General features: G+C 70.6%; 17 protein-coding genes and 2 pseudogenes. 8 read left to right on the forward strand and 11 right to left on the reverse strand.

The window, feature by feature from the left end; translation table 11 throughout:
- Positions 1–18: 18 nt before the first annotated feature.
- Complete coding sequence (locus tag ABZV42_RS08195) at positions 19–819, reverse strand: crotonase/enoyl-CoA hydratase family protein (RefSeq protein WP_355980367.1); 801 nt, start codon at positions 817–819, stop codon at positions 19–21.
- 198 nt (positions 820–1,017) lie between these two features.
- Between ABZV42_RS08195 and ABZV42_RS08200 the strand changes: the two genes are divergently transcribed.
- The 5 genes from ABZV42_RS08200 (at position 1,018) to paaK (ending at position 9,323) form a co-directional block, all read left to right on the forward strand.
- Positions 1,018–2,778 carry an acyl-CoA synthetase gene (locus ABZV42_RS08200; protein ID WP_356051238.1) on the forward strand — a complete coding sequence of 587 codons (1,761 nt, stop codon included), beginning with the start codon at positions 1,018–1,020 and terminating at the stop codon, positions 2,776–2,778.
- A gap of 126 nt (positions 2,779–2,904) precedes the next feature.
- A complete protein-coding gene (locus ABZV42_RS08205; RefSeq protein WP_356051240.1) occupies positions 2,905–5,241 on the forward strand; it encodes a sulfatase in 2,337 nt (778 codons plus the stop codon).
- Positions 5,242–5,472: 231 nt separating this feature from the next.
- On the forward strand, positions 5,473–6,432 hold the full coding sequence (locus tag ABZV42_RS08210; protein ID WP_356051242.1) for a 5-dehydro-4-deoxyglucarate dehydratase: 960 nt from the start codon (positions 5,473–5,475) through the stop codon (positions 6,430–6,432).
- Positions 6,433–6,543: 111 nt separating this feature from the next.
- Complete coding sequence (locus ABZV42_RS08215) at positions 6,544–7,878, forward strand: enolase C-terminal domain-like protein (protein ID WP_355980379.1); 1,335 nt, start codon at positions 6,544–6,546, stop codon at positions 7,876–7,878.
- 137 nt (positions 7,879–8,015) lie between these two features.
- Positions 8,016–9,323, forward strand: coding sequence for a phenylacetate--CoA ligase PaaK (paaK, locus tag ABZV42_RS08220; protein ID WP_355980382.1), 1,308 nt, complete (start codon positions 8,016–8,018; stop codon positions 9,321–9,323).
- Between the two features lie 49 nt (positions 9,324–9,372).
- Here the strand turns inward: paaK and ABZV42_RS08225 are convergent, their stop codons facing one another.
- The 7 genes from ABZV42_RS08225 to ABZV42_RS08255 all read right to left on the reverse strand — a co-directional run bounded on the left by ABZV42_RS08225 (position 9,373) and on the right by ABZV42_RS08255 (position 19,717).
- Entirely contained in the window at positions 9,373–10,872 is a 1,500-nt protein-coding gene (locus ABZV42_RS08225) for an acyl-CoA synthetase (protein WP_356051244.1), read from the reverse strand.
- An 81-nt stretch (positions 10,873–10,953) separates the two neighbouring features.
- Entirely contained in the window at positions 10,954–12,504 is a 1,551-nt protein-coding gene (locus ABZV42_RS08230) for an acyl-CoA synthetase (RefSeq protein WP_356051246.1), read from the reverse strand.
- Positions 12,501–13,613, reverse strand: coding sequence for a nitronate monooxygenase family protein (locus tag ABZV42_RS08235; protein WP_356051248.1), 1,113 nt, complete (start codon positions 13,611–13,613; stop codon positions 12,501–12,503). The genes ABZV42_RS08230 and ABZV42_RS08235 overlap by 4 nt, the downstream gene beginning before the upstream one ends.
- Positions 13,614–13,882: 269 nt before the next feature.
- A complete protein-coding gene (locus tag ABZV42_RS08240; protein WP_355980394.1) occupies positions 13,883–15,454 on the reverse strand; it encodes an NAD(P)/FAD-dependent oxidoreductase in 1,572 nt (523 codons plus the stop codon).
- A 232-nt stretch (positions 15,455–15,686) separates the two neighbouring features.
- Positions 15,687–16,832 carry a DUF6596 domain-containing protein gene (locus ABZV42_RS08245; protein ID WP_355980440.1) on the reverse strand — a complete coding sequence of 382 codons (1,146 nt, stop codon included), beginning with the start codon at positions 16,830–16,832 and terminating at the stop codon, positions 15,687–15,689.
- A gap of 8 nt (positions 16,833–16,840) precedes the next feature.
- A complete protein-coding gene (locus tag ABZV42_RS08250) occupies positions 16,841–17,248 on the reverse strand; it encodes a YciI family protein (protein ID WP_355980397.1) in 408 nt (135 codons plus the stop codon).
- A gap of 189 nt (positions 17,249–17,437) precedes the next feature.
- Positions 17,438–19,717: a tetratricopeptide repeat protein gene (locus ABZV42_RS08255; protein ID WP_356051250.1), complete on the reverse strand. Its 2,280-nt coding sequence runs from the start codon at positions 19,715–19,717 to the stop codon at positions 17,438–17,440.
- A gap of 475 nt (positions 19,718–20,192) precedes the next feature.
- On the opposite strand from ABZV42_RS08255, the gene ABZV42_RS08260 reads away from it, so the two are divergent.
- Complete coding sequence (locus ABZV42_RS08260; protein ID WP_355980403.1) at positions 20,193–20,873, forward strand: DUF4389 domain-containing protein; 681 nt, start codon at positions 20,193–20,195, stop codon at positions 20,871–20,873.
- Between the two features lie 214 nt (positions 20,874–21,087).
- On the opposite strand, the gene ABZV42_RS08265 is transcribed toward ABZV42_RS08260, so the two are convergent.
- Together ABZV42_RS08265 and ABZV42_RS08270 are read right to left on the reverse strand one after the other, a co-directional pair.
- Positions 21,088–22,122: an NlpC/P60 family protein gene (locus ABZV42_RS08265; protein WP_356051252.1), complete on the reverse strand. Its 1,035-nt coding sequence runs from the start codon at positions 22,120–22,122 to the stop codon at positions 21,088–21,090.
- 241 nt (positions 22,123–22,363) lie between these two features.
- Positions 22,364–22,498, reverse strand: a pseudogene (locus ABZV42_RS08270) (IS30 family transposase); the annotation flags it as partial.
- Positions 22,499–22,860: 362 nt separating this feature from the next.
- Between ABZV42_RS08270 and ABZV42_RS08275 the strand changes: the two are divergent.
- Both ABZV42_RS08275 and ABZV42_RS08280 read left to right on the forward strand, forming a co-directional pair.
- A pseudogene (locus tag ABZV42_RS08275) lies at positions 22,861–23,268 on the forward strand (sigma factor); the annotation flags it as partial.
- A 310-nt stretch (positions 23,269–23,578) separates the two neighbouring features.
- Positions 23,579–23,815 carry a hypothetical protein gene (locus ABZV42_RS08280; protein ID WP_355990637.1) on the forward strand — a complete coding sequence of 79 codons (237 nt, stop codon included), beginning with the start codon at positions 23,579–23,581 and terminating at the stop codon, positions 23,813–23,815.
- 246 nt (positions 23,816–24,061) lie between these two features.
- Here the strand turns inward: ABZV42_RS08280 and ABZV42_RS08285 are convergent, their stop codons facing one another.
- The gene (locus ABZV42_RS08285) at positions 24,062–25,252 is read right to left on the reverse strand and encodes an acyl-CoA dehydrogenase family protein (RefSeq protein ID WP_356051254.1); all 1,191 of its coding nucleotides are present in this window, start codon (positions 25,250–25,252) and stop codon (positions 24,062–24,064) included.
- Positions 25,253–25,363: the final 111 nt, after the last annotated feature.

Below are 25,363 nucleotides of genomic sequence, written 5' to 3' on the forward strand. Positions count from 1 at the left end.
CGGGGCCGGGCTTGCGGGTCAGGCGCGTCGGTAGACGGGCGGGCGCTTCTCGGCGAAGGCCCGGGAGCCCTCCTTGGCGTCGGCGGTGTCGAAGACCGGCCAGCCGCGCCGGAGTTCGGCGGCGAGGCCGTCGGTCTCGGTGAGTTCGGCGGTCTCGTACACGGACGCCTTGACGGCCTCGACTGCGAGCGGACCGCAGGCGTTGATCTGCTCGGCGACGGCCAGCGCCTTGTCCAGCGCGGTGCCGTCGGGCACCACATGACCGATCAGTCCGATGCCCGCGGCCTCCTGAGCCGTGTACGGGCGTCCCGTGAGCAGCATTTCGAGGGCGTGGGTCCGCGGGATCTGGCGTTGCAGCCGCACGGTCGAACCGCCGATCGGGAAGAGACCGCGCCTGACCTCGAAGAGCCCGAAGGTCGCCGAGGCTCCCGCCACCCGGATGTCGGTGCCTTGGAGTATCTCGGTGCCGCCCGCGACGCAGTGGCCCTCGACGGCCGCGATCACCGGCTTGCGGGGGCGGTGGTGGCGCAGCATGGCCTTCCAGTGCAGATCGGGGTCGGCCTTGAGCCGGTCCCGGTACTGCTCGCCCTCCATGCCCCGGCCGGCCAGCGCCTTGAGGTCCATCCCGGCGCAGAAGGCACCGCCGGCGCCGGTGAGCACGATCGAGCGGATCGCGTCGTCCTCGTCGGCCTCGACCCAGCCGTCGTACAGGCCGACCAGCATCGGCAGCGAGAGCGCGTTCCTGGCCTCTGGCCTGTTGAGCGTGAGCACCAGTGTGGCGCCTTCGCGCTGCACGGTGAGGTGTTCCGTACCACCCATTGCCGTCCTCCCGTCTCGGATGCGAGAACAGGTTGCAGGAGGCGTCGAGCCAGTACAAGGGTTTTCTGACAGACAGTCAGATTTATTGCGCCGGGACTCTTCCCACTTGGGCCGGGCTTTGCTCTGATGACCGTCGGGTCCGGGGCGGACACCACTCCGGGAACACACGGCCACGGACGCGCACGGTCAGGAGGAACGGTGGAGTACAACCTTGCCGACCTGTTCGAGTCGGTCGTCGACGTGGTCCCGGACCGCGAGGCCCTCGTGTACATCGACCACCCGGGCACGGGCGCCGAGCGCCGTCTGACATACGCGCAGCTGGACGCGGCCGCGAACCGGGTCGCGCACCATCTGATCGACAGCGGGATCCGCCCCGGCGAGCATCTGGGCCTCCACCTGTACAACGGCGTCGAATACCTCCAGACGGTGCTGGGCTGCCTGAAGGCGCGGATCGTCCCCGTCAACGTCAACTACCGGTACGTGGAAGAGGAATTGGCCTACCTCTATCAGGACGCTGACCTGGTGGCGCTGGTCTTCGACGCGGAGTTCACCGACCGGGTGGCGGCGGCACGGCCGCGGGCGCCGCGGCTGCGGCACCTCGTTCGGGTGGGCGCCGCCGCGCCTGTGGCGGGTACGGGGGACGGCGTGGGTGCGGCTGATGGGGTGGGCGCCCCGGGGGCGGTGGACGCCCTGGACACGGTGGACCCGGTGGACGCCGCCGGTGCGGCTGACATGGCGGATGCCCCCGGTGCGGCGGACGTGGTGGACTTCGGCGACGCCGAGGCCGCCGGTTCGCCCCTGCGCGGGTTCCCTCCGCGTTCCGCGGACGACCAGTTCATCATCTACACCGGTGGCACGACGGGGATGCCCAAGGGCGTGATGTGGCGGCAGGAGGACCTCTTCTTCGCCGGTCTCGGCGGCGGTGCGCCGACCGGTGATCCGGTCACGAAGCCGCAGGAGCTCGCCGAGCGCGTCGCGGCGGGTGGCGCCGGGATCACCTTCTTCCCCACTCCCCCGCTGATGCACGGCACCTCGACGCTGACCGCGTTCATCGCCTTCAACTTCGGCCAACGCGTCACGATCCACCGCAAGTTCGTGCCCGAGGAGGTCCTGCGGACGATCGAGAAGGAGAAGGTGACCAGCGTGTCGCTGGTCGGCGACGCGATGCTGCGGCCCCTGATCGACGCCTTGAGCGGCCCCCTCAAGGGCACGGACTGTTCCGCCCTGTTCAGCGTGTCCTCGTCCGGCGCGATCATGTCGGACACCGTGCGCGAACAGTTCCAGGCACTCGTCCCGAACGTGATGCTCCTCAACAACTTCGGCTCCTCGGAGTCTGGCTTCAACGGCACCGCGACGCCCGACTCCGGCCCCGAGCGCGGCTTCCGGATACGCGTCAACGCCCGTACACAGGTGGTGGATCCGGTGACCCACGAGCCGGTCGCGGTCGGTGAGCCCGGCCGGGTCGCGCAGCGCGGCCACGTACCCCTCGGCTACTACAACGACCCCGGAAAAACCGCCGAGACGTTCTTCCGCAAGGGCGAGGAACGCTGGGTCCTCCTCGGCGACATGGCCACGGTCGACGAGGAGGGCATCGTCGTCGTCCTGGGCCGCGGCTCGCAGTGCATCAACACCGGCGGCGAGAAGGTCTATCCCGAGGAGGTCGAACAGGCCCTGAAATCACATCCGGACGTGTACGACGCCCTCGTCGCCGGAGTGCCTGACCCGAAGTGGGGCAGTCACGTGGCAGCCGTCGTCCAGCTCCGCGAGGGCGCACCGGTCTTGTCGCTCGACGACATCCAGGCGCACTGCCGCGCCCGGCTGGCCGGATACAAGGTTCCCCGCCAGCTGGTGATCACGGACTCCGTCCAGCGCTCGCCGAGCGGCAAGGCCGACTACCGGTGGGCGCGGGAGGTGGCGGTGGTGGCGGACCGCCAGCCGCCTCCGGCGTCATCCGGGTGATCCCGGCGACATACTCTGTGCGCGGCCGGCCTCCGCCTTGAACAAGAGGTGACGGCAGGCCGTATGGGGAATGACGGAACAGCATCCGTCGTACCAGCACCGGGTTACGCACGGAAGGACCTTCGGGTGTCGCACCACACGCATCCTCGTCAACTGCCGGATGCCGACGCGGGTCCGGACCCCGACGCCACGGCGGCGGACGGCACCCGGGGGAACTCCGGAACGGGCGAACAGACCGGGGCGCACGAGAGTCCTGGAACGGAAGCCGGAACGGAAGAGCGGGCCAAGGAGGCGGCCGGCGACGAGGCCGCCGCCGAATCCACCGGCCCGCACCCCGCCGACGACGAAGCCACGGTCCCGCATCCCGCCGACGACGAACCCGTCGTCTCGCGCTCCGCCACCGAGGACGAACCCACCGCCTCGCACCCCGCCGAAGCCACCGCGTCGCGCCCCGCCGACGACGAGGAGGCCTCCGCCTCGCGCTCCGCCGACGACAAGGACGCCGCCGGCTCACGTCTCGCCGCCGCCGAGGACGCCTCAGACCCGCACCCCGCCACCGACGACGGGCCCACCGGCGCAGAGGCCCTCGACGACGAGACAACCAACTCGCACTCCCCGACCGCCGACGACGCCTCCGGCTCACGTCCCGCCGCCGACGAGGAACCCAACGGCCGGCAGGCCACGGCCGACGACGAAACGACGACCGAGGCCGCGGACGGACATCCCGCCGGACCCGGCTCCTCGGACGACGGCGAGCCCACCGCGGACGCCGCCTCCCCCGCCCGCCCCGGCTGGTTCGGCTGGCGCCGTCGTTACCCAGTGGCCGCGCGCGTCGTGCGGGTGGGCACGACCGTCCTCGCCGGTGCGCTGGTGCTCACCGTGCTCCTCGTGCCCAACCGCCTCGACTGGATGTCCGTCCAGGCGTTCCTCCGTCTCCCGGTCGAGGCGGTCTTCCTCGCGGCCGTCCTGCTCGTCCTGCCGTCGCGGGCGCGGCGGATCACTGCCGGAGTCCTCGGAGTGCTCCTCGGGCTCTCCGCCGTCCTGAAGTGCCTCGACATGGGCTTCCGCGAGACCCTGGCCCGGCCGTTCGACCTGGTCTTCGACTGGGTGCTGCTGAGCGACGGGGCGGACTGGGTGAAGGACTCGTTCGGGCGCTCGGGCGAGATACTCGCGGTGGCCGGGGTGATCGTCCTGGTCGTCGCCGTGCTCGCTCTCAGCGTGCTCGCGATGATGCGGCTGGCGAACGCGCTGGCCCGGCGCCGCACCGCGGCCGTACGCACCACGCTGGTCCTGGGCGTGGCGTGGGTCGCCTGCTTCACGCTGGGCGTGCAGTTCGGCGGGGTCACGTTCGCCACCAAGGGCTACGCCCAGTATCTCTCCAACCGTGTGCAGTACGTACGCGACGGTCTCGGTGACGCCGACGTCTACAAGAAGCAGATGGCCGTCGACGCCTTCGCCCACACTCCGTCCGACCAGCTGCTGACCGGGCTGCGCGGCAAGGACGTGATGCTCACCTTCATCGAGAGCTACGGCCGGGTGGCCATCGACGATCCGACGATGGGACCGGAGGTCGACGCGACACTCAAGGCGGGCGGCGCCCGGCTGAAGGCGGCCGGTTTCTCGGCGCGCAGCGGCTGGCTCCGGTCGCCCGTGACGGGCGCCGGCAGCTGGCTCGCCCACTCGACGTTCCTGTCCGGCACCTGGGTCAAGAACCAGCAGCGATACCGGTCCCTGACCACCAGCGACCGCGCGACCCTCACCAGCTATTTCCAGAAGACCGGCGCCTGGCGGACCGTCGGTATCGTCCCGGGCGTGCGCAAGGCCTGGCCCGAGGGCAAGTACTTCGGCCTCGACCACATCTACGACTCGACGCACCTCGGCTACCAGGGCCCGTACTTCAGCTGGACCCCGGTGCCGGACCAGTTCAGCCTGGAGTCCTTCCAGAAGCTGGAGCACGGCAAGAAGAACCGGGACCCGATCATGGCGGAGATCATTCTCGCCTCCAGCCACAATCCCTGGTCCCCCATCGCCCACACGATCGACTGGAAGGACCTCGGGGACGGCTCGGTCTTCTACAAGATCAAGAAGGAGGGCACCGACCCCACGGAGGTCTGGAAGAGCTCGAAGCGGGTGCGGACCGAGTACCGCAAGGCCATCCAGTACTCCCTGGACAGCCTGACCCAGTGGGTCCAGCGCTACGGCGACGACAACACCGTCCTCGTCTTCCTCGGCGACCACCAGCCCGTCCCGACGGTCACCGGCGGCACCTCGAACAAGGACGTGCCGGTCACCATCGTCGCCCGCGACCCGAAGGTGCTGGACCGCGTCTCCGACTGGGGCTGGACCGAAGGGCTCAAGCCCGCGGCCGACGCGCCGGAATGGGCGATGAACAAGTTCCGCGACCGCTTCATGACGGCGTTCGGCCCGAATCCGGGCTCGACGGCCGCGACCACGTCGCACTGACCGTCCCACGGCCGGCCGGGCGCCCTCCCCGCTCCTGCGGGGATCCCCGGCCCGGCGTCGGGCGTCCGACCCGAACCCAGCGGGCCCGCAGCCTCCCCGGCTGCGGGCCCGCCGCGCTGCGCCGCCGGTCCGGACGCGGATCCGCGGGACCCCGCCCATTGACCCCGGAGATTCACGAATCTAATCTGAGTTCGCATACATAGACAGCGTCTGCATACAGGGATGGGGCTCATGACAGGGTTCAGCGCGGATCCGGGCGGCGTGGTCCAGCGGCTCCGGGACGGCATGGCGAGCGGGGTACTGTCCTTCCCGCTCACGTGCTTCACGGAAGACGGCGACCTCGATCCGGAGTCGTACCGGACCTATCTGGCCGGCCGGCTGGCCACGGCCCCGGGCGCGGTGTTCCCCGCCTGCGGCACCGGCGAGTTCAGCGCGCTGGACGAGGACGAGTACCGCGCCGTCGTCACCGCGACGGTCGAGATCGCGGACGGCCGCATGCCCGTGGTCGCGGGCACCGGCTACGGCTGGGCTCAGGCGCTGCGGTTCGCGCGGATCGCGGAGGACGCGGGCGCGGACGCCCTGCTCGTCATGCCCCACTACCTCGTCGAGGCCCCCGAGTCCGGCCTGGTCGAGCAGCTGCGCCGGATCGCCGCCGGTACCCGGCTGCCGCTCATCGCCTATCAGCGCGGCCCGGTCGCGTTCAGCCCCGAGGGGCTGCGGGCCATCGCGGCGATCCCGGGCGTCGTCGGGCTCAAGGACGGACACAGCGACCTCGACCGGCTCCAGCGCCTGACCCTCGCCGCGCCGGACGGCTTCCTGTTCTTCAACGGCGCGGCCACCGCCGAGATCCAGGCCCGCGCGTACGCCACCGTCGGCGTCCCCGCCTATTCGTCCGCCGTCCACGCCTTCGCCCCCGAGATCGCCGGCGCCTTCTTCACGGCCCTGCGCGGCGGCGACGAGGCGACCGTGAACAAGCTGCTGAGCGACTTCTACGTCCCGCTCGTCGAACTGCGCGACAAGGTGCCCGGCTACGCCGTGTCCCTCGTCAAGGCCGCCGCCCGGCTGCGCGGCCTCCCCGTCGGCCCGGTGCGCGCGCCGCTCACGGACCCCGGCCCGGCCGACCTGGCGGCACTGGAGCGGATCCTCGACACCGGGCTGGCCCTCGCCGGAGCCGGGCGCCGGCCCGCCTGAAGCACGCGGGGGACGGCCCGGCAGGGCTCGGGGCGGATCACACCCTCTCCCGGCCCCGCGCCGTCATCCTGTGATCACCGGCACCCGTCGTCCCCGTACACAAGGATTCTGATGAAGAGCCAGCAACCGACGATCACCGAGTTCTCCGTCTACCCCGTCGCCGGACGGGACTGCATGGAGCTGAACCTGTCGGGCGCCCACGGCCCCTACTTCACCCGCAATGTCGTGGTCCTCAAGGACTCCGAGGGGCGGACCGGGCTCGGCGAGGTGCCGGGCGGAGAGAAGATCACCAGGACGCTGCGCGACGCGGAGCCGCTCGTCCTCGGCACGAAGGTGGGCGACTACCAGCGGGTCCTGGGCGAGATCGGGGACCGTTTCCGCGACCGCGACGCCGGTGGCCGCGGCGCCCAGACCTTCGATCTGCGCACGACCGTCCACGCAGTCACCGCCGTCGAGTCCGCCCTGCTCGACCTCCTCGGCCAGCACCTCGACGTACCCGTCGCCGCCCTCCTCGGAGACGGGCAGCAACGCGACCGGGTGAGGGTGCTCGGCTACCTCTTCTTCGTCGGCGACCCGGACCGCACGGACCTGCCGTACGTCCGCGAGAGCGGTTCGGACGTGGACTGGTACCGGCTGCGGCACAAGGAGGCACTCACGCCCGACGCGATCGTCCGGCAGGCCGAGGCCGCCCACGAGCTCTACGGCTTCCGGGACTTCAAGCTCAAGGGCGGTGTCCTGGAGGGTGCCGAGGAGGTACGGGCCGTACGCGCGCTGAAGGACCGCTTCCCCGGGGCGCGCGTCACCCTCGACCCCAACGGTGCCTGGTCGCTGCGCGAGGCGATCGAGCTGTGCGGGCCCCTGGTGGGCACGCTCGCCTACGCCGAGGACCCCTGCGGCGCCGAGGACGGCTATTCGGGACGGGAGATCCTGGCCGAGTTCCGCCGGGCGACCGGACTGCCGACGGCGACGAACATGATCGCCACGGACTGGCGGCAGCTGACCCACGCCCTGGCGCTCCAGTCGGTCTCGATCCCGCTCGCCGACCCGCACTTCTGGACCATGCGGGGCTCGGTGCGCGTGGCCCAGCTGTGCAACGCGATGGGCCTGACCTGGGGCTGCCACTCGAACAACCACTTCGACATCTCGCTCGCCATGGTCACCCACTGCGGCGCCGCGGCGCCCGGCCCGTACAACGCCCTCGACACGCACTGGATCTGGCAGGAGGGTCTGGAGCGGCTCACGGTCGCCCCGCCGCGCATCGTCGACGGCGAGATCGCGCTGCCGGACGCACCCGGTCTCGGCGTCCGGCTGGACATGGACCGGCTGCTGGCGGCGCACGAGCTGTACCTGAAGGAGGCGCTCGGCGCCCGTGACGACGCGGTCGCCATGCGTCACCTGGTCCCCGGCTGGGAGTTCGACCCCAGGCGCCCCGCCCTGGTCCGCTGAACCGCCCCCCGGCTCCCGCTCCGCAAAAAGCGCCGCCGACCCCTTGCACTGACCACGGACACCTAATTACTGTCCGGAAAGGAACGACCGAATGATCGGTCGTCCGGTATGGCATGTTTGGCGAGGGAGAGGGCGCGATGGCGGGCTCGACGGACTCGAAGGGCCTGCTCGACGCGGGCGAGCGGCTGGACCCGGAGGAGCTGCGGGCGCTCCAGCTGGAGCGGCTGCGCGCGTCGCTGCGGCACGCGTACGAGAACGTCCCCTTCTACCGGGAGTCCTTCGACAAGGCCGGACTGCGCCCCGACGACTGCCGTTCGCTCGCCGACCTGTCCCGGTTCCCGTTCACGGTGAAGGCGGATCTGCGGGAGAACTATCCGTACGGGATGTTCGCCGTGCCGCAGGACCGGATCCGCCGTCTGCACGCGTCGAGCGGGACGACCGGGCGGCCCACGGTCGTCGGCTACACGGAGAACGATCTGTCCATGTGGGCCGACATGGTGGCCCGTTCGATCCGCGCGGCGGGCGGCCGGCCCGGCGACAAGGTCCATATCGCCTACGGATACGGGCTGTTCACCGGCGGACTCGGCGCCCACTACGGTGCGGAGCGCCTCGGCTGTACGGTGATCCCGGCGTCCGGCGGCATGACGGCACGTCAGGTCCAGCTGATCCAGGACCTGAAGCCCGAGATCATCATGGTGACACCGTCGTACATGCTGACCCTGCTGGACGAGTTCGAGCGGCAGGGCGTCGACCCGCGCGGCACCTCGCTGCGGGTCGGGGTGTTCGGGGCCGAGCCGTGGACCGAGCAGATGCGCCACGAGATCGAGGAGCGGTTCGCGATCGACGCGGTGGACATCTACGGCCTCTCGGAGGTCATCGGCCCCGGGGTCGCCCAGGAGTGCGTGGAGACCAAGGACGGTCTGCACGTCTGGGAGGACCACTTCTACCCGGAGGTCGTCGACCCCATCACCGGTGAGGTACTGCCGGACGGCACGGAGGGCGAGCTGGTCTTCACCTCGCTCACCAAGGAGGCCATGCCCGTGATCCGTTACCGGACAAGGGACTTGACGCGGCTGCTGCCCGGTACGGCGCGGGTCTTCCGCCGGATGGAGAAGATCACCGGGCGCAGTGACGACATGGTGATCCTGCGCGGGGTCAATCTCTTCCCGACGCAGATCGAGGAGATCGTGCTGCGGACACCGGGGGTCGCCCCGCACTTCCAGCTCCGGCTGACCCGGGAGGGCCGCCTCGACGCCCTGACCGTACGGGCGGAGGCACGGTCGGGCGCCACACCCGAGACACGCGAGGCCGCCGCGCGGGCGATCACCGCGGGCGTCAAGGACGGGATCGGCGTCTCCGTCACGGTGGAGATCGTCGAACCGGAGTCCCTGGAGCGGTCGGTGGGCAAACTGAAGCGGATCGTGGACCTGCGCCCGCGGGGCTGAGGGTGCCGGCAGGGCCGCGGGGCGCCTGACACCCCCGCGGCCCTGTCCGCTACGCCTCGCCGAACCGGTCCCGCAGTTCCCGCTTGAGGATCTTTCCGCTGGCGTTGCGCGGCAGCTCGTCCACGAACAGGACCCGCTTGGGCGCCTTGAAGTGGGCGAGCTTCTCGCGTGCGTGGGCGATCAGTTCGTCCTCGGTGACCTCGCCCCGGGGGACGACGACCGCGGTGACGGCCTCGATCCAGCGCTCGTCGGGAAGCCCGACGACGGCCACCTCGGCGACCCCTTCGTGCGTGTACAGCGCGTCCTCGACCTGCCGTGAAGCGACCAGGACACCACCGGAGTTGATGACGTCCTTGACCCGGTCCACCACGGTGAAGTAGCCGTGGGCGTCGCGCACCGCGAGGTCCCCCGAGTGGAACCAGCCGTCGCGGAACGCCTCGGCCGTCTCCTGCGGCTTGTCCCAGTAGCCCTCGCACAACTGCGGTGAGCGGTAGACGACTTCACCCGCCGTCCCGTCCGGCACGTCCTTGCCTTCCTCGTCGACGACCCGGGCGTCCACGAACAGCACCGGACGTCCGCACGAGTCCATCCGGCCCTTGTGCTCGTCGGGTCCGAGAACCGTGGCGAGGGGGCCGATCTCGCTCTGGCCGAAGCAGTTGTAGAAGGCCAGCTTCGGCAGCCGTTCGCGCAGCCGTTCCAGGACGGGGACCGGCATGATCGACGCGCCGTAGTACGCCTTGCGCAGGCCGCTCAGGTCGCGTTCGGCGAAGTCGGGCCGATTCGACAGGGCGATCCACACCGTGGGCGGGGCGAACAGGCTGTCCGCGCGGCCCGCCTCGATCAGGTCGAAGAGCCGGTCGCCGTCCGGCGCGTCGAGGATGGTGTTCGAGGCGCCGACCGCGAGATAGGGCAGCAGGAACACATGCAGCTGCGCCGAGTGGTAGAGCGGCAGCGAGTGCACAGGCAGGTCCCCGGCGCTCAGGTCGAGGGCGGTGATCGCGCTCAGGTACTCGTGCACCAGGGCGCGGTGCGTCATCATCGCGCCCTTGGGCAGCCCGGTGGTCCCCGAGGTGTAGAGCAGCTGAACGAGCGTGTCGCCGCGCGGCTCCTCACCGTCGTACGGGCGCGCCGCGTCCAGCCGTGCGAGGAGCGAGTCCTCGGCGTCGCGCAGCGGCAGGGTCCGTACGCCCTCCGGGAGCCGGCCGGCGAGGTCGGGGTCGGTCAGGACCAGGGAGCTTCCCGACTGGCCGACGATGTAGGCGAGGTCGTCCCCGGTCAGGTTCTGGTTGACCGGCACATGGACGAGGCCCGCGCGGGCGCAGGCCAGGAAGCCGATCAGATAGGCGTCCGAGTTGTGGCCGTAGGCGCCCACGCGGTCCCCGGGGGACAGCCCCTCGTCGAGGAGGACGGTCGCCGCGCGGGAGACGGCCTCGTCGAGTTCCGCGTACGTCCAGGAGCGCTCTCGGTAGTCGACGGCGCGCCGCGCCGGTGTGCGCCGTGCGCTGCGGCGCAGCACCCCGTCGACCGTACTGCCGTGTCCAGGCTTCATGGCACATGATCCTCGATCCACGCAAGGTCGAGGTCAAGTGAGTGCGGCGGCCCGGGCCTCCCCGCGGCACGCCGGCCCGTGTCACATCGTCCGGCTGCGGCCCTCCCAGTAGGGATCGCGGAGCCGTCGCTTGTAGAGCTTTCCGTTCGGGTCGCGGGGCATGGCCGCGATGAAGTCGAGGCTCTTGGGCCTTTTGTAGCCGGCGAGTCGGCGCTCGCAGTGGCCGAGGATGTCGGCGGCGAGCGCGGGCCCGGCCTCGTGCCCCGGCGCGGCCTCGACCACGGCCTTGACCTCCTCGCCCCAGTCGTCGTGCGGGATGCCGAAGGCGGCCGCGTCGGCGACGGCGGGGTGGGAGAGGAGCGCCGACTCGATCTCGGCCGGGTAGATGTTGACCCCGCCCGAGATGATCATGTCGATCTTGCGGTCGCGGAGGAAGAGATAGCCGTCCTCGTCGAGGAGGCCGAGGTCCCCGACGGTGAAGAAGTCGCCGATGCGGTTCTTCCGGGTCTTGCCCTCGTCCTTGTGGTACGAGAAGCCGCCGGTGCTCATCTTCATGTAGACGGTGCCGAGTTCACCGGGCGGCAGCCGGTTTCCGTCGTCGTCGAACACGGCCAGTTCGCTGATGGGCCATGCCTTGCCGACGGTGCCGGGCTTCTTCAGCCAGTCCTCGGCGGTGGCGAAGGCGCCGCCGCCCTCGCTGGCCGCGTAGTACTCCTCTACGCACTCGCCCCACCACGCGATCATGGCCCGCTTCACATGGTCGGGGCACGGGGCCGCGCCGTGGATGGCGTGCCGCATGGAGGTGACGTCGTAGCGGGCCTTCACCTCTTCGGGGAGGGCCAGCAGCCGGTGGAACTGGGTGGGCACCATATGAGTGTGGGTGCACCTGTGTGTGTCGATGACACGCAGCATCTCCTCGGGGGTCCACTTGTCCATCAGCACCAGCCGGTGGCCGATGTGCAGGGACGCGCCCGCGAACTGGAGGACCGCCGTGTGGTAGAGCGGCGAGCAGACGAGGTGGACGTTGCCGTCGAAGGGCCTGATGCCGAAGATGGCGAGGAAGCCGCCGAGATACGACTCCTCGGGGAGCTTGCCGGGCAGGGGGCGCCTGATGCCGCGCGGGCGGCCCGTGGTGCCCGAGGTGTAGTTCATGACCCAGCCGAGGGTGCGGTCCTCCGGCGCCGACCCGGGTTGTCCGTCGAGGAGTTCGGCGTAGGGCCTGAAGCCCTCGACCGCGCCGACGGCGTACCGCCGGTCACCGGGGAGCTTCGCCTCGTCGGCGGCGTGCCGGGCGGCGTCGGCGAAGCGTTCGTGGGCGATGAGGACCTTGGCTCCGGAGTCGGAGACGATCCAGGCGATCTCGGGCCCGACGAGGTGGTGGTTGACGGGGACGAGGTAGAGGCCCGCCTGCGAGGCGGCGAGGTAGGCGACGAGGAACTCGACGCCGTTGGGCAGCACGACGGCGAAGGAGTCGCCTCGTTCGAGGCCCGCGGCACGCAGTCCGTGGACGAGCCCGTTGGCCGCCGCGTGCAGGCGTCCCGCGGTCCATTCCTCGCCGTCCGGGGCGACGAGGACGACACGCTCGGGGTCGGCGGCGGCCTGCGCCCAGAAGCCGTTGGGTGCCGTGCTCATACCTGGTCCTCCCTGCCCGCGATGCGGTTGATGCGGTCGACGGCTCGCTCGAAGCCCCGGGTCAGGTCGTCGAAGACCTCCTGGACGGAGCGTTCGCTGTTCATCCGGCCGACGATCTGCCCGACCGGTGTGCCGAGCAGCGGCTCCACCTCGTACTTCTGGATGCGGGAGACGGCGTCGGCGACCAGCAGCCCCTGGAGCGGCATGGGGAGCGTGCCGGGGCCGTCCGGGTCGTCCCAGGCGTCGGTCCACTCGGTGCGCAGCTGGCGGGCCGGCTTGCCGGTCAGGGCCCGCGAGCGGACGGTGTCACCGGAGCAGGCGGCGAGCAGTTTCCGGGTGACGGCGGGCGAATGCATGTCGGCCTCCGTCACGGTCAGCCAGACCGAACCCAGCCACACCCCCTGGGCGCCGAGGCTCAGCGCGGCGGCCACCTGCTGTCCGCTGCCGATGCCGCCCGCCGCCAGGACGGGCAACGGGCCCACGGCGTCGACGACTTCGGGCGTGAGCACCATGGAGGCGATCTCCCCCGTGTGCCCGCCCGCCTCGTAGCCCTGCGCGACGACGACGTCGATGCCCGCCTCGGCGTGCTTGCGTGCGTGCCGGGCGCTGCCCGCGAGGGCGGCCACGAGCACGCCCTGGGCGTGGGCGCGTTCGACGACGTCCGCGGGTGGTGAACCCAGCGCGTTGGCCAGCAGCTTGATCGGATAGTCGAAGGCGACGTCGAGCTGGCCCCGGGCGACCTGTTCCATCCAGCCGGTGATGCGCCAGCCGGACGCCTCGCCCTCGGCGAGTTCGGGGACGCCGTACTTGGCGAGGGTGTCCTTGACGTACTGCCGGTGTCCCTCGGGGATCATCGCCTCGACGTCGGCCTCGCTGACGCCCTCGACCTTCGTGGCGGGCATGACGACGTCCAGACCGTAGGGCCTGCCGTCGACGTGCGCCTCGATCCAGTCGAGGTCGCGTTCGAGGTCCGTGGGGGCGGTGTAGCGGACCGCGCCGAGCACACCGAGTCCACCCGCGCGGCTGATCGCCGCGGCGACGGCGGGAAACGGCGTGAAGCCGAAAATGGCGTGCTCGACTCCCAGTTGACTGCTCAGCTCCGTCTGCATGGGCGCAGGATGCCGCAGACGTCCGGACGAGGGAAGGCCTTTTCTGATACTCCGTCAGGTTGCTTCCGTTCCCCGCGGGCTCTTCGACGAGGGACGGCGCGGAGACGCGGCACCGGACACCAGGCACCCAGCACCCAGCACACGGCACCCAGCACACGGCACTCGGCACTCGGTTCAGTGCGCCAGGCACCCGGCTGAGTGCACCGGCTGAGTGCGCCGGGTGCCGGGTGCCTGCTGCTAAGCGCCAATCAAGTATGAGAGGGCGCGGCTCAGGCCTGGTCCGTCCCGCGCAGCGACTCCAGTACGGCCTTCGCCGCGTTGTGTCCCGGCACCCCGCTCACCCCGCCGCCCCGCACCGCGCCCGCTCCGCACAGCATCACGTTGGCGTGCCGGGTCTCCACTCCCCAGCGGCCGGTGCCCTCCTGGGCGTAGGGGAAGGCGAGATCGCGGTGGAAGATGTTGCCGCCCGGCAGACGCAGATCCCGCTCCAGGTCGAGCGGGGTCTTCGCCTCGATGCACGGCCGCCCGTCCGCGTCGGTGGCCAGACAGTCGGTGAGCGGCTCCGCGAGGTGCGCGTCCAGCTGGGCCAGCGTCGACTTCAGCAACTCCTCGCGTACGGCGTCGTTGTCCCGCTCGAAGAGCCTGGCGGGCGTGTGGAGGCCGAAGAGCGTGAGGGTCTGGTACCCCTGCTCGACCAGGTCCCGGCCGAGGATGCTCGGGTCGGTCAGCGAGTGGCAGTAGATCTCGGAGGGCGGTGCGGCGGGCAGCTCACCGGCCGCGGCCTGCGCGTGCGCGGTCGCCAGCTGCTCGTAACCCTCCGCGATGTGGAAGGTCCCGGAGAACGCCTCGCGCGGGTCGACGGAGGTGTCGCGAAGCCTCGGCAGCCGCTTGAGCAGCATGTTCACCTTGAGCTGCGCTCCCTCCGCGGGGGCCGGCGGCTCGTCTCCCGTGAGGTGGGCGAGCTCCTGCGGCGAGGCGTTCACCAGGACATGACGGGCCGCCAGTACGCCCTCGCCTTCGGCCGTCCGGTAGGTGATCTCGGCGGACTCGCCGTCCGTGTCGATCCGCAGCACCTCGTGTCCGGTCCGGATCACGGCGCCCGCCGCGCGGGCCGCGCCGGTGATCGCGTCGGTGAGGGCGCCCATGCCGCCGACGGGCACGTCCCAGGCTCCCGTGCCGCCGCCGATCACGTGGTACAGGAAGCAGCGGTTCTGCCGCAGCGAGGGGTCGTGCGCGTCGGCGAAGGTGCCGATGAGCGCGTCGGTGAGAACGACTCCGCGCACGAGGTCGTCGGCGAAGTACTCCTCGACCGCCGTACCGACCGGCTCCTCGAACAGGATCCGCCAGGCCTCCTCGTCGTCGACCCGCGCTCTCAGCTCCTCGCGGGTGGGCAGCGGCTCGGTGAGCGTCGGGAACACGCTCTTCGCGACGCGGCCGGTCATCCCGTAGAAGCGCTGCCACGCCTCGTACTCGCGCTCCGATCCCGTCAGCCGGGCGAACGCCTCGCGAGTCCGCCGCTCGCCGCCGCCGACGAGCAGCCCCGTGGGCCGTCCGTCGCGCTCGACGGGGGTGTACGAGGACACCGTCCGGCCCCGGACCCGGAAGTCGAGGCCCAGGTCCCGCACGATCTTCCGGGGCAGCAGGCTCACCAGGTACGAGTAGCGCGACAGCCGCGCGTCGACCCCGGCGAAAGGCCGGGTGGAGACGGCGGCGCCGCCGGTGTTCCCCAGTCGCTCCAGCACCAGCACGGACCGCCCGGCCCGTGCCAGATAGGCGGCGGCGACCAGTCCGTTGTGGCCGCCGCCGACGATCACGGCGTCATATCCCTCGTCTACAGGCATGGTTCTTCGTAGCACGTGATGATCTACGTCGGCCAGGGGTGCGCGGCAGGCGGCGGCGCTCCGTACGGGTGGGCCCTGATGCCTCGGACCACGGCCGCCCGATCCAGGCGGGCGGCCCCTCCGGACCCTGGACCGCCGCACACCTCCGGAGACACCGGGCTCGGGTCGTCAAAGTCCCTGGAGCTGTCGGGCTCGGGTCGTGACCGCCTCTGGAGCCGTCCGGCTCGGTCCGTCAGCGTCCCCGGCGGGTGTTGAGGCGAGCGGCCTGGCGTGTCAGGTGGTCGCGTTCGGCCAGGTCGGACGCCTTCAGCGCCGCCTGTGCGTAGAGCAGTGCCGCCTTCGCCGGATCGCCGTCGCGCTCGTGGAGGTAGGCGGCCACCGCGGTGTGGCGGGGCAGCGACGCATCCAGCGCCGCGAGCGCGACCAGGCCGGCGCGCGGTCCGTCGGCCTCGCCGACGGCCACCGCACGGTTGAGCCGGACGACGGGACTGTCGGTCAGCCGCGCGAGTTCGTCGTACCACTCGACGATCTGCACCCAGTCGGTCTCCTCGGCGGTGCGCGCGTCGGCGTGGAGTGCCGCGATGGCGGCCTGGGCCTGGAACTCGCCCAGCCGGTCGCGGGCGAGGGCCGTCTGGAGGATCGCGACTCCTTCGGCGATCGCCAGGGTGTCCCACCGGCCGCGGTCCTGCTGCGCCAGCGGCACCAGGCTGCCGTCGGGCGCGGTCCGGGCCGCGCGCCGGGCATGGTGGAGCAGCATGAGGGCGAGCAGTCCCGCCACCTCGGGGTGGTCGACCTGGTCCGCGAGCTGCCGGGTGAGCCGGATGGCCTCGGCGACGAGGTCGACATCGCCGGAGTAGCCCTCGTTGAAGACCAGATAGAGGACGCGCAGCACGGTGGCGACATCACCGTGCCGGTCGAGCCGCACGCCGGACACGGTGCGCTTGGCCCGGCTGATGCGCTGCGCCATGGTCGCCTCGGGCACCAGGTAGGCCTGGGCGATCTGCCGCGTGGTGAGTCCGCCGACGGCGCGCAGGGTGAGCGCGACGGCGGACGACGGGGTCAGTGACGGGTGGGCGCACAGGAAGTAGAGCTGGAGGGTGTCGTCGGCCCCGGCCGCAGGACCCGCCGCCGGCTCCTCGTCGACGAGGTCCTCTCGCCGGCGGCGGGCGGCGTCCGCCCGCGTCGCGTCGAGGAACCGGCGCCAGGCAACGGTGACCAGCCAGCCCTTCGGGTCCCGCGGCTCGTCCTCCGGCCAGACGCGTACGGCCTCCACGAGGGCGTCCTGCACGGCGTCCTCGGCCGCCGCGAAGTCGGCTCCGCGGCGGACGAGGATGGCGAGCACGCTGGGCGTGAGGCTCCGGAGCAGGGCCTCGTTCATGGATGAGGTCACTCCGTGACGGTGGGCGCCGCGGTCAGGAACGGGCGGACCTCGAGCCACTCGTGGATCGGCTTGCCGCCCGCGCCGGGGGCGGCCGACAGTTCCCCTGCCAGTTCGACGGCGCGCTCGTGGGTGTCGACGTCGATCACCATCCAGCCGGCGATGAGGTCCTTGGTCTCGGCGAACGGTCCGTCGGTGACCGGCGGACGGCCCTCGCCGTCGTACCGGACCCACTGCCCCTCGGGGGCGAGCGCCTGGCCGTCGACGAACTCGCCGGTCTTCTCCAGCCGGGCCGCGAAGTCGTTCATGTACTGGATGTGCGCGGAGATCTCCTCCGGCCTCCACTGGTCCATGGGGACGTCGTTGACCGCGGCCGGAGCGCCCCGGTAGTGCTTGAGCAGCAGGTACTTGGCCATGGTGCTTCTCCTCGTGACTGGTGCGGCCCATTGTGGTCGCGTTCACCTCTGGGACGGAGCGGGCCACGGCTTCTCGACATCACGGGCCAAGTTTCTTTCGCTCTTTTCTCGGCACGTTCTTCCGGTGCTGTTCTCCCGGCACCGGCACCGGCTCCCGCTCCCGCTCTCGTGAAGGAGCGTTTTGGTCGGTCAGCGACCTTCGGCCGCCCGCTGCTGCCGCAGGGCGGCCACCTTGCGGTACAGCTCCGCCGCTTCCCGTCCGTGTCCGAGCTGCTCCAGGCAGTGCGCCTCGTCGTTGCGGCCGGCGAGTGTGTCGGGATGGTCGGACCCGAGCACCCGCTCGCGGGCGGCCGCGACACGCCGGTACTCGGTGAGGGCGTCGGCCCAGCGCCCGAGCCAGCCGAGTCCGACGGCGACCTCACGCCGGCTGACCAGGGTGTCGGGGTGGTCGGACCCGAGGGCGCGCTCGCGGATGGCGCACACGTCACGGGACTCGGCGAGGGCCTCCTCCCAGCGGCCCAGACGGCCGAGGTTCACACCGAGCCCGTGCCGGGCGCGCAGGGTCTCGGGATGGGTGGCGCTCTGTGCGCGGGTCCGGTCGCCGACGAGAGAGCGGTACAGCTCCAGCGCCTGTGCGCTGCGCCCGAGCCTGCCGAGGCTGATGCCCACCTCGTAGCGGGCGGCGAGGGTGTCCGGATGGTCCGGCCCCAGTGCCCGTGAACGGGCCGCGGCCACCTCCTCGTAGGTGTGCAGCGCCTCGGGCCAGCGCCCCAGCTGACCGAGCACGTAGGCGACTTCGTAGCGGGTGACGAGCGTGTCCGCGTGGGCCGGGCCGAGCACCCGGGCGCGGGCGAGGGCGACTTCGGCCGCCATGCGGTACGAGTCCTCCAGGCGTCCGAGTCTGCTGAGGTTGAAGGCGAGGTTGTGGCGGCAGCGCAGGGTGTCCGGATGGTCGGGGCCCATCGCGCGCTCCCGGGCCGCGAGCACGGACGTATAGGCCTGGTGCGCCTCGAAATGGCGGCCCAACTGGCCCAGCACATAGGCCATTTCCTGCCGCGCGGCCAGGGTGTCCGGGTGGCCGACGCCCAGCACCCGCTCTCTGTCCTGGGCGACGCGGGCGTACTCGCCGAGAGCTTCGGCGGGCTGTCCGGTGCGGCTCAGGGTGAAGCCGACCTCGTACCGGCTGGCGAGGGTGTCCGGGTGGTCGGGCCCGAGCAGCAGCTCCCGTTCGGCCGCGACCGAGCGGTGGACCTCGCCCGCCTCGGTCCACCGGCCGAGCCGTCCGAGGCTCAGACCGGCGTTGTGCCGCCCCGTCAGAGCGGTGACCGACTCCGGTGCGGGGGCGGGCCGTTCACCGCGGCGGGGCGGGGGCGAGACGGCCGTGGAGGGGCGGGTGGTCCACTCGCCGGTGAGACCGGCGGACGCGTCGGGCGGGGTGCCGCGCCATCCCGCGCCGGTGGCCTTGTGTCCGGTGGTCATGCCCTGGGTCCAGGACGGCAGCCGGGGTGCGAGGGAAGGCGGCTGCTCGGGCCGGGCCGGGAACTGCGGCGTCGTGGTCCTCGGTCCGGGGGCGGGGTGCGGCTGGGCCGGGGCGACGACGGTCGGCACGTACATCGGCGTGGTGCGTCCGGCGGTGATGCGGCGGGCGAGCTCGCCGGCGTCCTGCGGGCGCTGCTCGGGCCGTTTGGCGAGCAGGTCCAGGATGATCCGCTCCAGGTACTCGGGGAGGTCGGCCCGGTGGCTGCGGGGCGGTTCGGGCTCGGTGTCGCGGTGGCCGACGAGGATGCCCCAGGCGTCGCCGAGGTCGAACGGCGGGGCACCTGTGGCGATTTCGTACAGCACGCACCCGAAGGAGTAGAGGTCGCTGCGCTGGTCGACCTCCGAACCCGCGATCTGTTCCGGCGACATGTAGTGCGGGGTGCCCATCGCGACACCGGTTCCGGTGAGCCGTGAGGTGAACCCGATGTCGGCGCCGAGGCGGGCGATGCCGAAGTCGCAGATCTTCACCGTGCCGTCGGTCAGCCGCATGATGTTCGCCGGCTTCAAGTCGCGGTGGACGATGCTCTGTTGGTGGGTGTAGGCGAGCGCGGCGGTCACCTGGTCGGCGATGTCGACGACTTCGGCGACGGAAAGCGGACGGTTCTGGTTCTCCTCCAGCAGCTGGCCGAGGTTGAGCCCTTCCAGTAGTTCCATCACCAGGTACAGCACACCGTCGGACTCGCCGAAGTCGTGTACGACGGTCACTCCGCGGTGCTGGAGAGCCGCGGCGACGCGGGCCTCGCGCCGGAACCTCTCACGCAGGACGCGGCTGAAGGACGGGTCGTGGTGCGGGCCGAGCGGCTTGAGGCACTTGACGGCCACCTGACGGCCGAGCGATTCGTCCCGGGCCCGCCACACCTCGCCCATGCCGCCGCGCCCGATCGGATCAAGGAGCCGGTACCGGCCCTGGATCAGCCTGCTCTCCGCCATATCGCGCCATCGCCCCCGTCACTGCTCGGCCCCGAGCCCGCCCCCGGCCTCGTCCAGTATGACGAGCTACCAGCCGCCTTTGTACGGGCCCCGACGCGAGCCGGGTCCGAGCCGTGACACGGCCGGGAGAATGTTTCAGGCCGGGAGCCGCCCGCACGGCCGAGCGGGGACACAGCGGGGCGTGGTGCCCATGACACACGGCCGCGGATCGTCGCGACGGCGACGGCGCGACCCAGCCGCACGACCCATGGGCGCACGACGGCAGGACGGCGCACCTGCTTCCGCCCGTGCGCCGCCTGGACGACATGCGCGCCGAGGCCGTCGGCCCCGAGGGCCCGAACCACCCGAGTCGCGGCCCTCCACCTCACGTGCGAGCCTGATTTCATGATCAGGCGATCGCCCTGCTGTCCTGCCCGTTGAGTGAGGGCACCAGCGGGTGGCCGCCTGGAGGGGGCGCTCGAAAGGAGTTGGCCACATGATTCCTGTCACCGCGTCGCCTGTGCGTATCGAGGCGTTTCTCGATCCTCGGCTGTCCAGATGGCTGTGGCTGGTGAAGTGGTTCCTAGCCATCCCGCACTACATCGTGCTGTTCTTCCTGTGGATCGCGTTCGTCCTCGTGACCGTCGTCGCGTTCTTCGCCATCCTGTTCACCGGCCGCTACCCACGATCCCTCTTCGACTTCAATGTCGGCGTGATGCGCTGGAACTGGCGTGTCGGCTACTACGCCCACACCGTGCTCGGCACCGACCGGTACCCGCCGTTCACCCTCGCGGACGTGCCCGACTACCCGGCGCATTTCGACGTCGTGTATCCCGAGCGCCTCTCCCGCGGTCTGGTCCTGGTGAAGTGGTGGCTGCTGGCGATCCCGCAGTACATCGTCGTCGGGATCCTCGTCGGTGGCTGGGGAGAATCGGACGGTTGGCGTGGCGGCGGCCTGATCCCCTTCCTCTCCCTGGTCGCCGTGATCATCTTGGCGTTCACGGCCCGCTACCCGGTCCACCTCTTCGACTTCCTGCTCGGCCTGGTCCGCTGGGTCGCACGGGTGGCTGCCTATGGCGCGCTGATGACCGACGAGTACCCGCCGTTCCGCCTCGACCAGGGCGGGCAGGAGTTGTCCTCTCTGACGAAGACCCCGGTGCCCGGTTCCGGTCGGTAATCGACGTCACCGTCACCAGTCGCACCTTCCTTCGGCAGAACCTCCCGGAGGACGACCGGGTCGCGCGCCTCCAGGACATCGAACGCGGCCTGCGCGCCCGCGTCCGCCCCGGCGAGCGTCTCCACTCGCGGCCCGCCGAAGGTGCAGCAGCGGTGGGCCATGACGGGCGCGGCTGTCGTCAAGACCGCACCGCAGCCCCGGCCCGAGGCACGGATCAGATCCGGACGCCGAACTGGAAGGGCATGTTGCCGATCGCCTCGTAGCGGACGAACGCGCCGGTGTGCGGGGCGTGCAGCACCTGGCCGCCGCCCGCGTAGAAACCGACGTGGTGCTGGTCGCCGTAGAAGATGACCAGGTCGCCGACCTGGAGATCGCTCTGCGAGTAGATGCGGGTGCCCGCGTTGGCCTGGGCCTCCGAGGTGCGGGGTATGGTCACGCCGGCCTGGGCGTACGCCCAGGAGGTGAGGCCCGAGCAGTCGAAGGTGCTGGGGCCGGAGTGGGCGTACGCGTACGGTGATCCGATCACGCTCTGGGCGGCGGCGAACGCGGCGGCGGCGCGGCCCGAGGCGGCCTTGGTGGTGCCGAGGTCGACCCGCTCGCCGGCGCGGGTGGCCCGCCGCTGGTCCTGGGTGGCCAGCGCCGCCTTCTCCTGCGCCGTCAGCGAGTTCAGGAGCTTCTGCGCGGAGCCCAGCTTGCTCTGGACTTCCTTCTTCTTGCTCGCGAGCTCGGCCCGGGTGTCGGCGAGGTCCTTGAGCTTCGCGGAGGCCTCGGCACGCTGCTGGGCGAGCGAACGCTGCTTCTCCTGGACCTTCTTGAGCGACTCGGCCTGCTGAGCGGTCAGCTGGTCCATGGCCGAGGCCTTGTCCAGGAAGTCGTCCGGGTTCGAGGAGAGGAAGAGCGCCACGGAGGGGTCGATGCCGCCGGTGCGGTACTGGGCACTCGCCATCGAGCCGAGGCCGTCGCGGAGCTGGTTGAGCGCGTCCTGGCCGCGGGCGACGTTGTCCTGAAGGGAGTTGATCTCCTTCTGTAGTTCCTTCTGCTTCTCCTTGGCGCCGTCGAGCTTCTCGGTGGCCTGCTCGGCCTCCTGGTAGAGCTTGTCGACCTTGGTCTTGACCTCGTCCTTGTTGGGCTTCTCGGACGGCGCGGCATTGGCGGCGTTGGCACTGAGAGCAACGGCGGCAGCTGCGGCGGTGGTGAGCACGGTCACACGGGTGCGGCTCGGCTGCTTGGGTCGACGGTGGGACGCCACGAAAGCGAGCTCCTTCTTCTTTCGGCCGCCTGCCGAATACGCCGACGAGCGGTGATCCTTCGCTGTCACCCCCAGCGAGTGAACAACCGAGCAAAGGTTCGGATGGCGACTGTAGTGACTCGGTCTTCATTAGAGCAAGTGGCGTTTTAATGACGGATGTTGAGTGACAGAGACGAGTTACGGCTCCCCTCGGAGTGTTGCCGGGTAGGTGGCAGGTGTTGATCTGGATTCGACCGATCAAGGCGACACTCTCGGCCGGTGTGCGAAATCCAGGGCACTCGCGCGGCCGCTTGTTGAGCTTCGCCGCGATGGCGTCAAGCTCGTCCCGGCTGAACTTCGACAGGTTTGTTCCTTTGGGCAGATACTGCCGGAGCAGCTCCTCGATCGGTCGGGCGCCGGTGATCTGTGAACGCCACTGGCCTTTCACCGTGTGGCGCTTGTTCTTCCGGATCGGGCGGCCAGTTCGAACCCGCCTGCACAGTTCGCGGGGGACCACCTTCCAGCGGGTGGTGCGGATCGACCGGAAGATCGTCTGGTGGGTGATCTGCGTCTGCGGGTCGCCCTCGTGATGCAGACGCAGGTGTCCGACGATCTGTTCGGGCGACCACTCCTCCGGCAGCAGGGGCAGCGCCGTCTCCCTCCAACCGGCGCTGTCGCTCTGGCCGGTTGAATCTGAGTCCGTCAAACCGGAGCTGGTTCAGCGGGAACCTTCGGCTGGTTGCCGGACACGTACAGAGCATGGAACTGAACGACGCTGGTCCCGCCGTACCGGTCGGAGGCATATCTGACCGAGAACTGTGGGCGAGGGCCGTCGACGGCGACCGGGAGGCGTTCGGTCGGGTCTTCGACCGTCACGGGAAGACCGTCTACAACCACCTGTTCCGGCGGACGACCGACCGGTCCGAGGCCGAAGACCTCACGTCGACCGTGTTCTTGCATGCCTGGCGTCGGCGATCGGAGACGGTGCTGGACCGCGACTCGGCTCTGCCGTGGTTGCTGGGCATCGCCGACCGCCTGCTGTCGAACACCAGGCGGCGGCTGAGGCGGGCCGAGGCGTTGCTGCGCCGGCTCGTCTCGCACGACGAGTCGGTGGGCGACCACGCGGACCGCGTCGCCGTCCTGGTCGACGACGAGCGTCGTATGTCGGTGCGGGACGACGACCCCGATCGACGCTGGGACCGTCGCCAAGATCCTGTTCTCCTGCCTGGGCTCGGATGCCTCGAGCTACCACGCGGTGGTCGCGGCCCGCGCTCCCATCGCCTCGCAGGACGGGGACGGTGTGGTCATCGCCGTCAACTCCGCCGATCAGTAAGCGCAATGCGAGTCAAAGGGCGACAAGGGCAACAGCCAGGATTCCCCGCCCACGTTCATCAACAATCGCCTGTGGGGCACCGGTCATACGATCGAGTATTTCGACTCCATTCGCGAGTCCACCGGCAAGGGGCGATATCTAGGGTTGGGCGCCGGGCACTACACATCCAACATTGCCAAGATCGCCATCAGCTACGGCGACAATCCGAAGCAGTACCCGGCGGTCATGGCCGGCGGCGCGTTCGTCTACGCGGCGGCTCTCTCCGTCGACAACCCCGGCTCGCACTATGCGGGCCCGAGTCCCTACGTCCACGCCTACAACGCATCCGGTGAGGAAATCTACAATCAGGAGAAGGGCCCGCAGTTCACCGATAACCAGTAATCGGCCATTCGGCTGACCTTATTGCTGCCCGGCGAAGTCGAAGGACTACGCGCCAGTCTCGCCGGCGCGGAGGATGAGCTCGCCCAGATCGACAGGCGTTCCCGCAAGCAAACGGTCGTCGGTCTCGGTATGCCTACGGCCTGGAGCGAAGATCGTTGAGTGCCGGTGCAGATCGGGCGGACGCCGGTGCTCTCGGCAGCAACTGGCGCGAGCTGCCTGTCAACTGCTGATCCTGGTCACATCCCGCTAGCGCCGCACCCTGGGCATCCCCAGGCCGATCCACGAGATGATCTCCCGCTGGATCTCGTTGTTGCCGCCGCCGAAGGTGAAGATCACGGCTGATCGGTAGCCGCGTTCGAGTTCGCCGTGCAGGACGGCGCCGGCCGAGCCCTCCTTCAGGACGCCGGGGGCCGCGACGATCTCCATCAGCCATGCGTACGCGTCCCGACGCGCCTCGGAGCCGTACACCTTGACGGCGGAGGCGTCCTGGGGGGTGAGGGTGCCCTCCTGGACGGCGTTCACCATGCGCCAGTTGAGGAGCTTCATGGCGTCCAGCCTGGTGTGCGTGCGCGCGAGGAGGCGGCGCACCCAGGGGAGGTCGACGACGCGGCGGCCGTCGGCGAGCTTGGTCTCCATCGCCCAGCGCTGGACGTCGTGCAGGGCGCGGATGGCCATGGTCCCGTGTGCGGCGAGGGTGACGCGCTCGTGGTTGAGCTGGTTGGTGATCAGCCGCCAGCCCTTGTTCTCCTCGCCGACCCGGCGCGTGGCGGGGACGCGGATGTTCTCGTAGTAGCTCGCGGTGGTGTCGTGCGAGGCGAGCGTGTTGATGACGGTGCACGAGTAGCCGGGGTCGGAGGTCGGCACGAGGAGCATGGTGATGCCCTTGTGCGGCGGGGCGTCCGGATCGGTGCGGACCGCGAGCCACACCCAGTCGGCCGTGTCGCCGTTGGTCGTCCAGATCTTCTGGCCGTTGACCGTGTAGTGACCGGTCTCCTCGTCGCCCTCGCGTACGGCCCTGGTCCTGAGCGCCGCGAGATCCGTCCCGGCGTCGGGCTCGCTGTAGCCGATCGCGAAGTCGATCTCGCCGGAGAGGACCTTCGGCAGGAAGTAGGACTTCTGCTCCTCGGTGCCGAACCGCATGATCGTCGGCCCCACCGTGCTGAGCGCCATCAGCGGCAGTGGCACCCCGGCCTGGGCCGCCTCGTCGAAGAAGATGAACTGCTCCATCGGGCCGAGGCCCTGCCCGCCGTACTCCTCGGGCCAGCCGACCCCGAGCCGGCCGTCCGCGCCGAGCCGCCTGATCGTCTCGCGGTAGAAGCGCTTCTGCGCCGCCGGATCGGCGTAGCGGGCGTAGGCGTTGTCCGGAACCAACTCGGCGAAGTAGACCCGCAGTTCGGTCCGCAACCGCTGCTGCTCCGGCGTGTATTCGAGATGCACGGCGCCTCCTGGATCCCCGGGCCCGACCTGACGGCGCACACCGTAGAACGTGTTCCAGAAATTGGGAATGGCGATGACGCCGACGACACGGACGCCGGGGCGCCCCCGCGC

The sequence above is a fragment of the Streptomyces sp. NPDC005281 genome, from assembly GCF_040607495.1.
Taxonomy (GTDB): Bacteria; Actinomycetota; Actinomycetes; order Streptomycetales; family Streptomycetaceae; genus Streptomyces.

Bases quoted from the DNA above. Each gene is read 5' to 3' on its own strand.
- ABZV42_RS08195 (WP_355980367.1), bottom strand. From the start codon at position 819: ATGGGTGGTACGGAACACCTCACCGTGCAGCGCGAAGGCGCCACACTG.
- ABZV42_RS08210 (WP_356051242.1), top strand. From the start codon at position 5,473: ATGACAGGGTTCAGCGCGGATCCGGGCGGCGTGGTCCAGCGGCTCCGG.
- ABZV42_RS08215 (WP_355980379.1), top strand. From the start codon at position 6,544: ATGAAGAGCCAGCAACCGACGATCACCGAGTTCTCCGTCTACCCCGTC.
- paaK (WP_355980382.1), top strand. From the start codon at position 8,016: ATGGCGGGCTCGACGGACTCGAAGGGCCTGCTCGACGCGGGCGAGCGG.
- ABZV42_RS08225 (WP_356051244.1), bottom strand. From the start codon at position 10,872: ATGAAGCCTGGACACGGCAGTACGGTCGACGGGGTGCTGCGCCGCAGC.
- ABZV42_RS08230 (WP_356051246.1), bottom strand. From the start codon at position 12,504: ATGAGCACGGCACCCAACGGCTTCTGGGCGCAGGCCGCCGCCGACCCC.
- ABZV42_RS08235 (WP_356051248.1), bottom strand. From the start codon at position 13,613: ATGCAGACGGAGCTGAGCAGTCAACTGGGAGTCGAGCACGCCATTTTC.
- ABZV42_RS08240 (WP_355980394.1), bottom strand. From the start codon at position 15,454: ATGCCTGTAGACGAGGGATATGACGCCGTGATCGTCGGCGGCGGCCAC.
- ABZV42_RS08245 (WP_355980440.1), bottom strand. From the start codon at position 16,832: ATGAACGAGGCCCTGCTCCGGAGCCTCACGCCCAGCGTGCTCGCCATC.
- ABZV42_RS08250 (WP_355980397.1), bottom strand. From the start codon at position 17,248: ATGGCCAAGTACCTGCTGCTCAAGCACTACCGGGGCGCTCCGGCCGCG.
- ABZV42_RS08255 (WP_356051250.1), bottom strand. From the start codon at position 19,717: ATGGCGGAGAGCAGGCTGATCCAGGGCCGGTACCGGCTCCTTGATCCG.
- ABZV42_RS08260 (WP_355980403.1), top strand. From the start codon at position 20,193: ATGATTCCTGTCACCGCGTCGCCTGTGCGTATCGAGGCGTTTCTCGAT.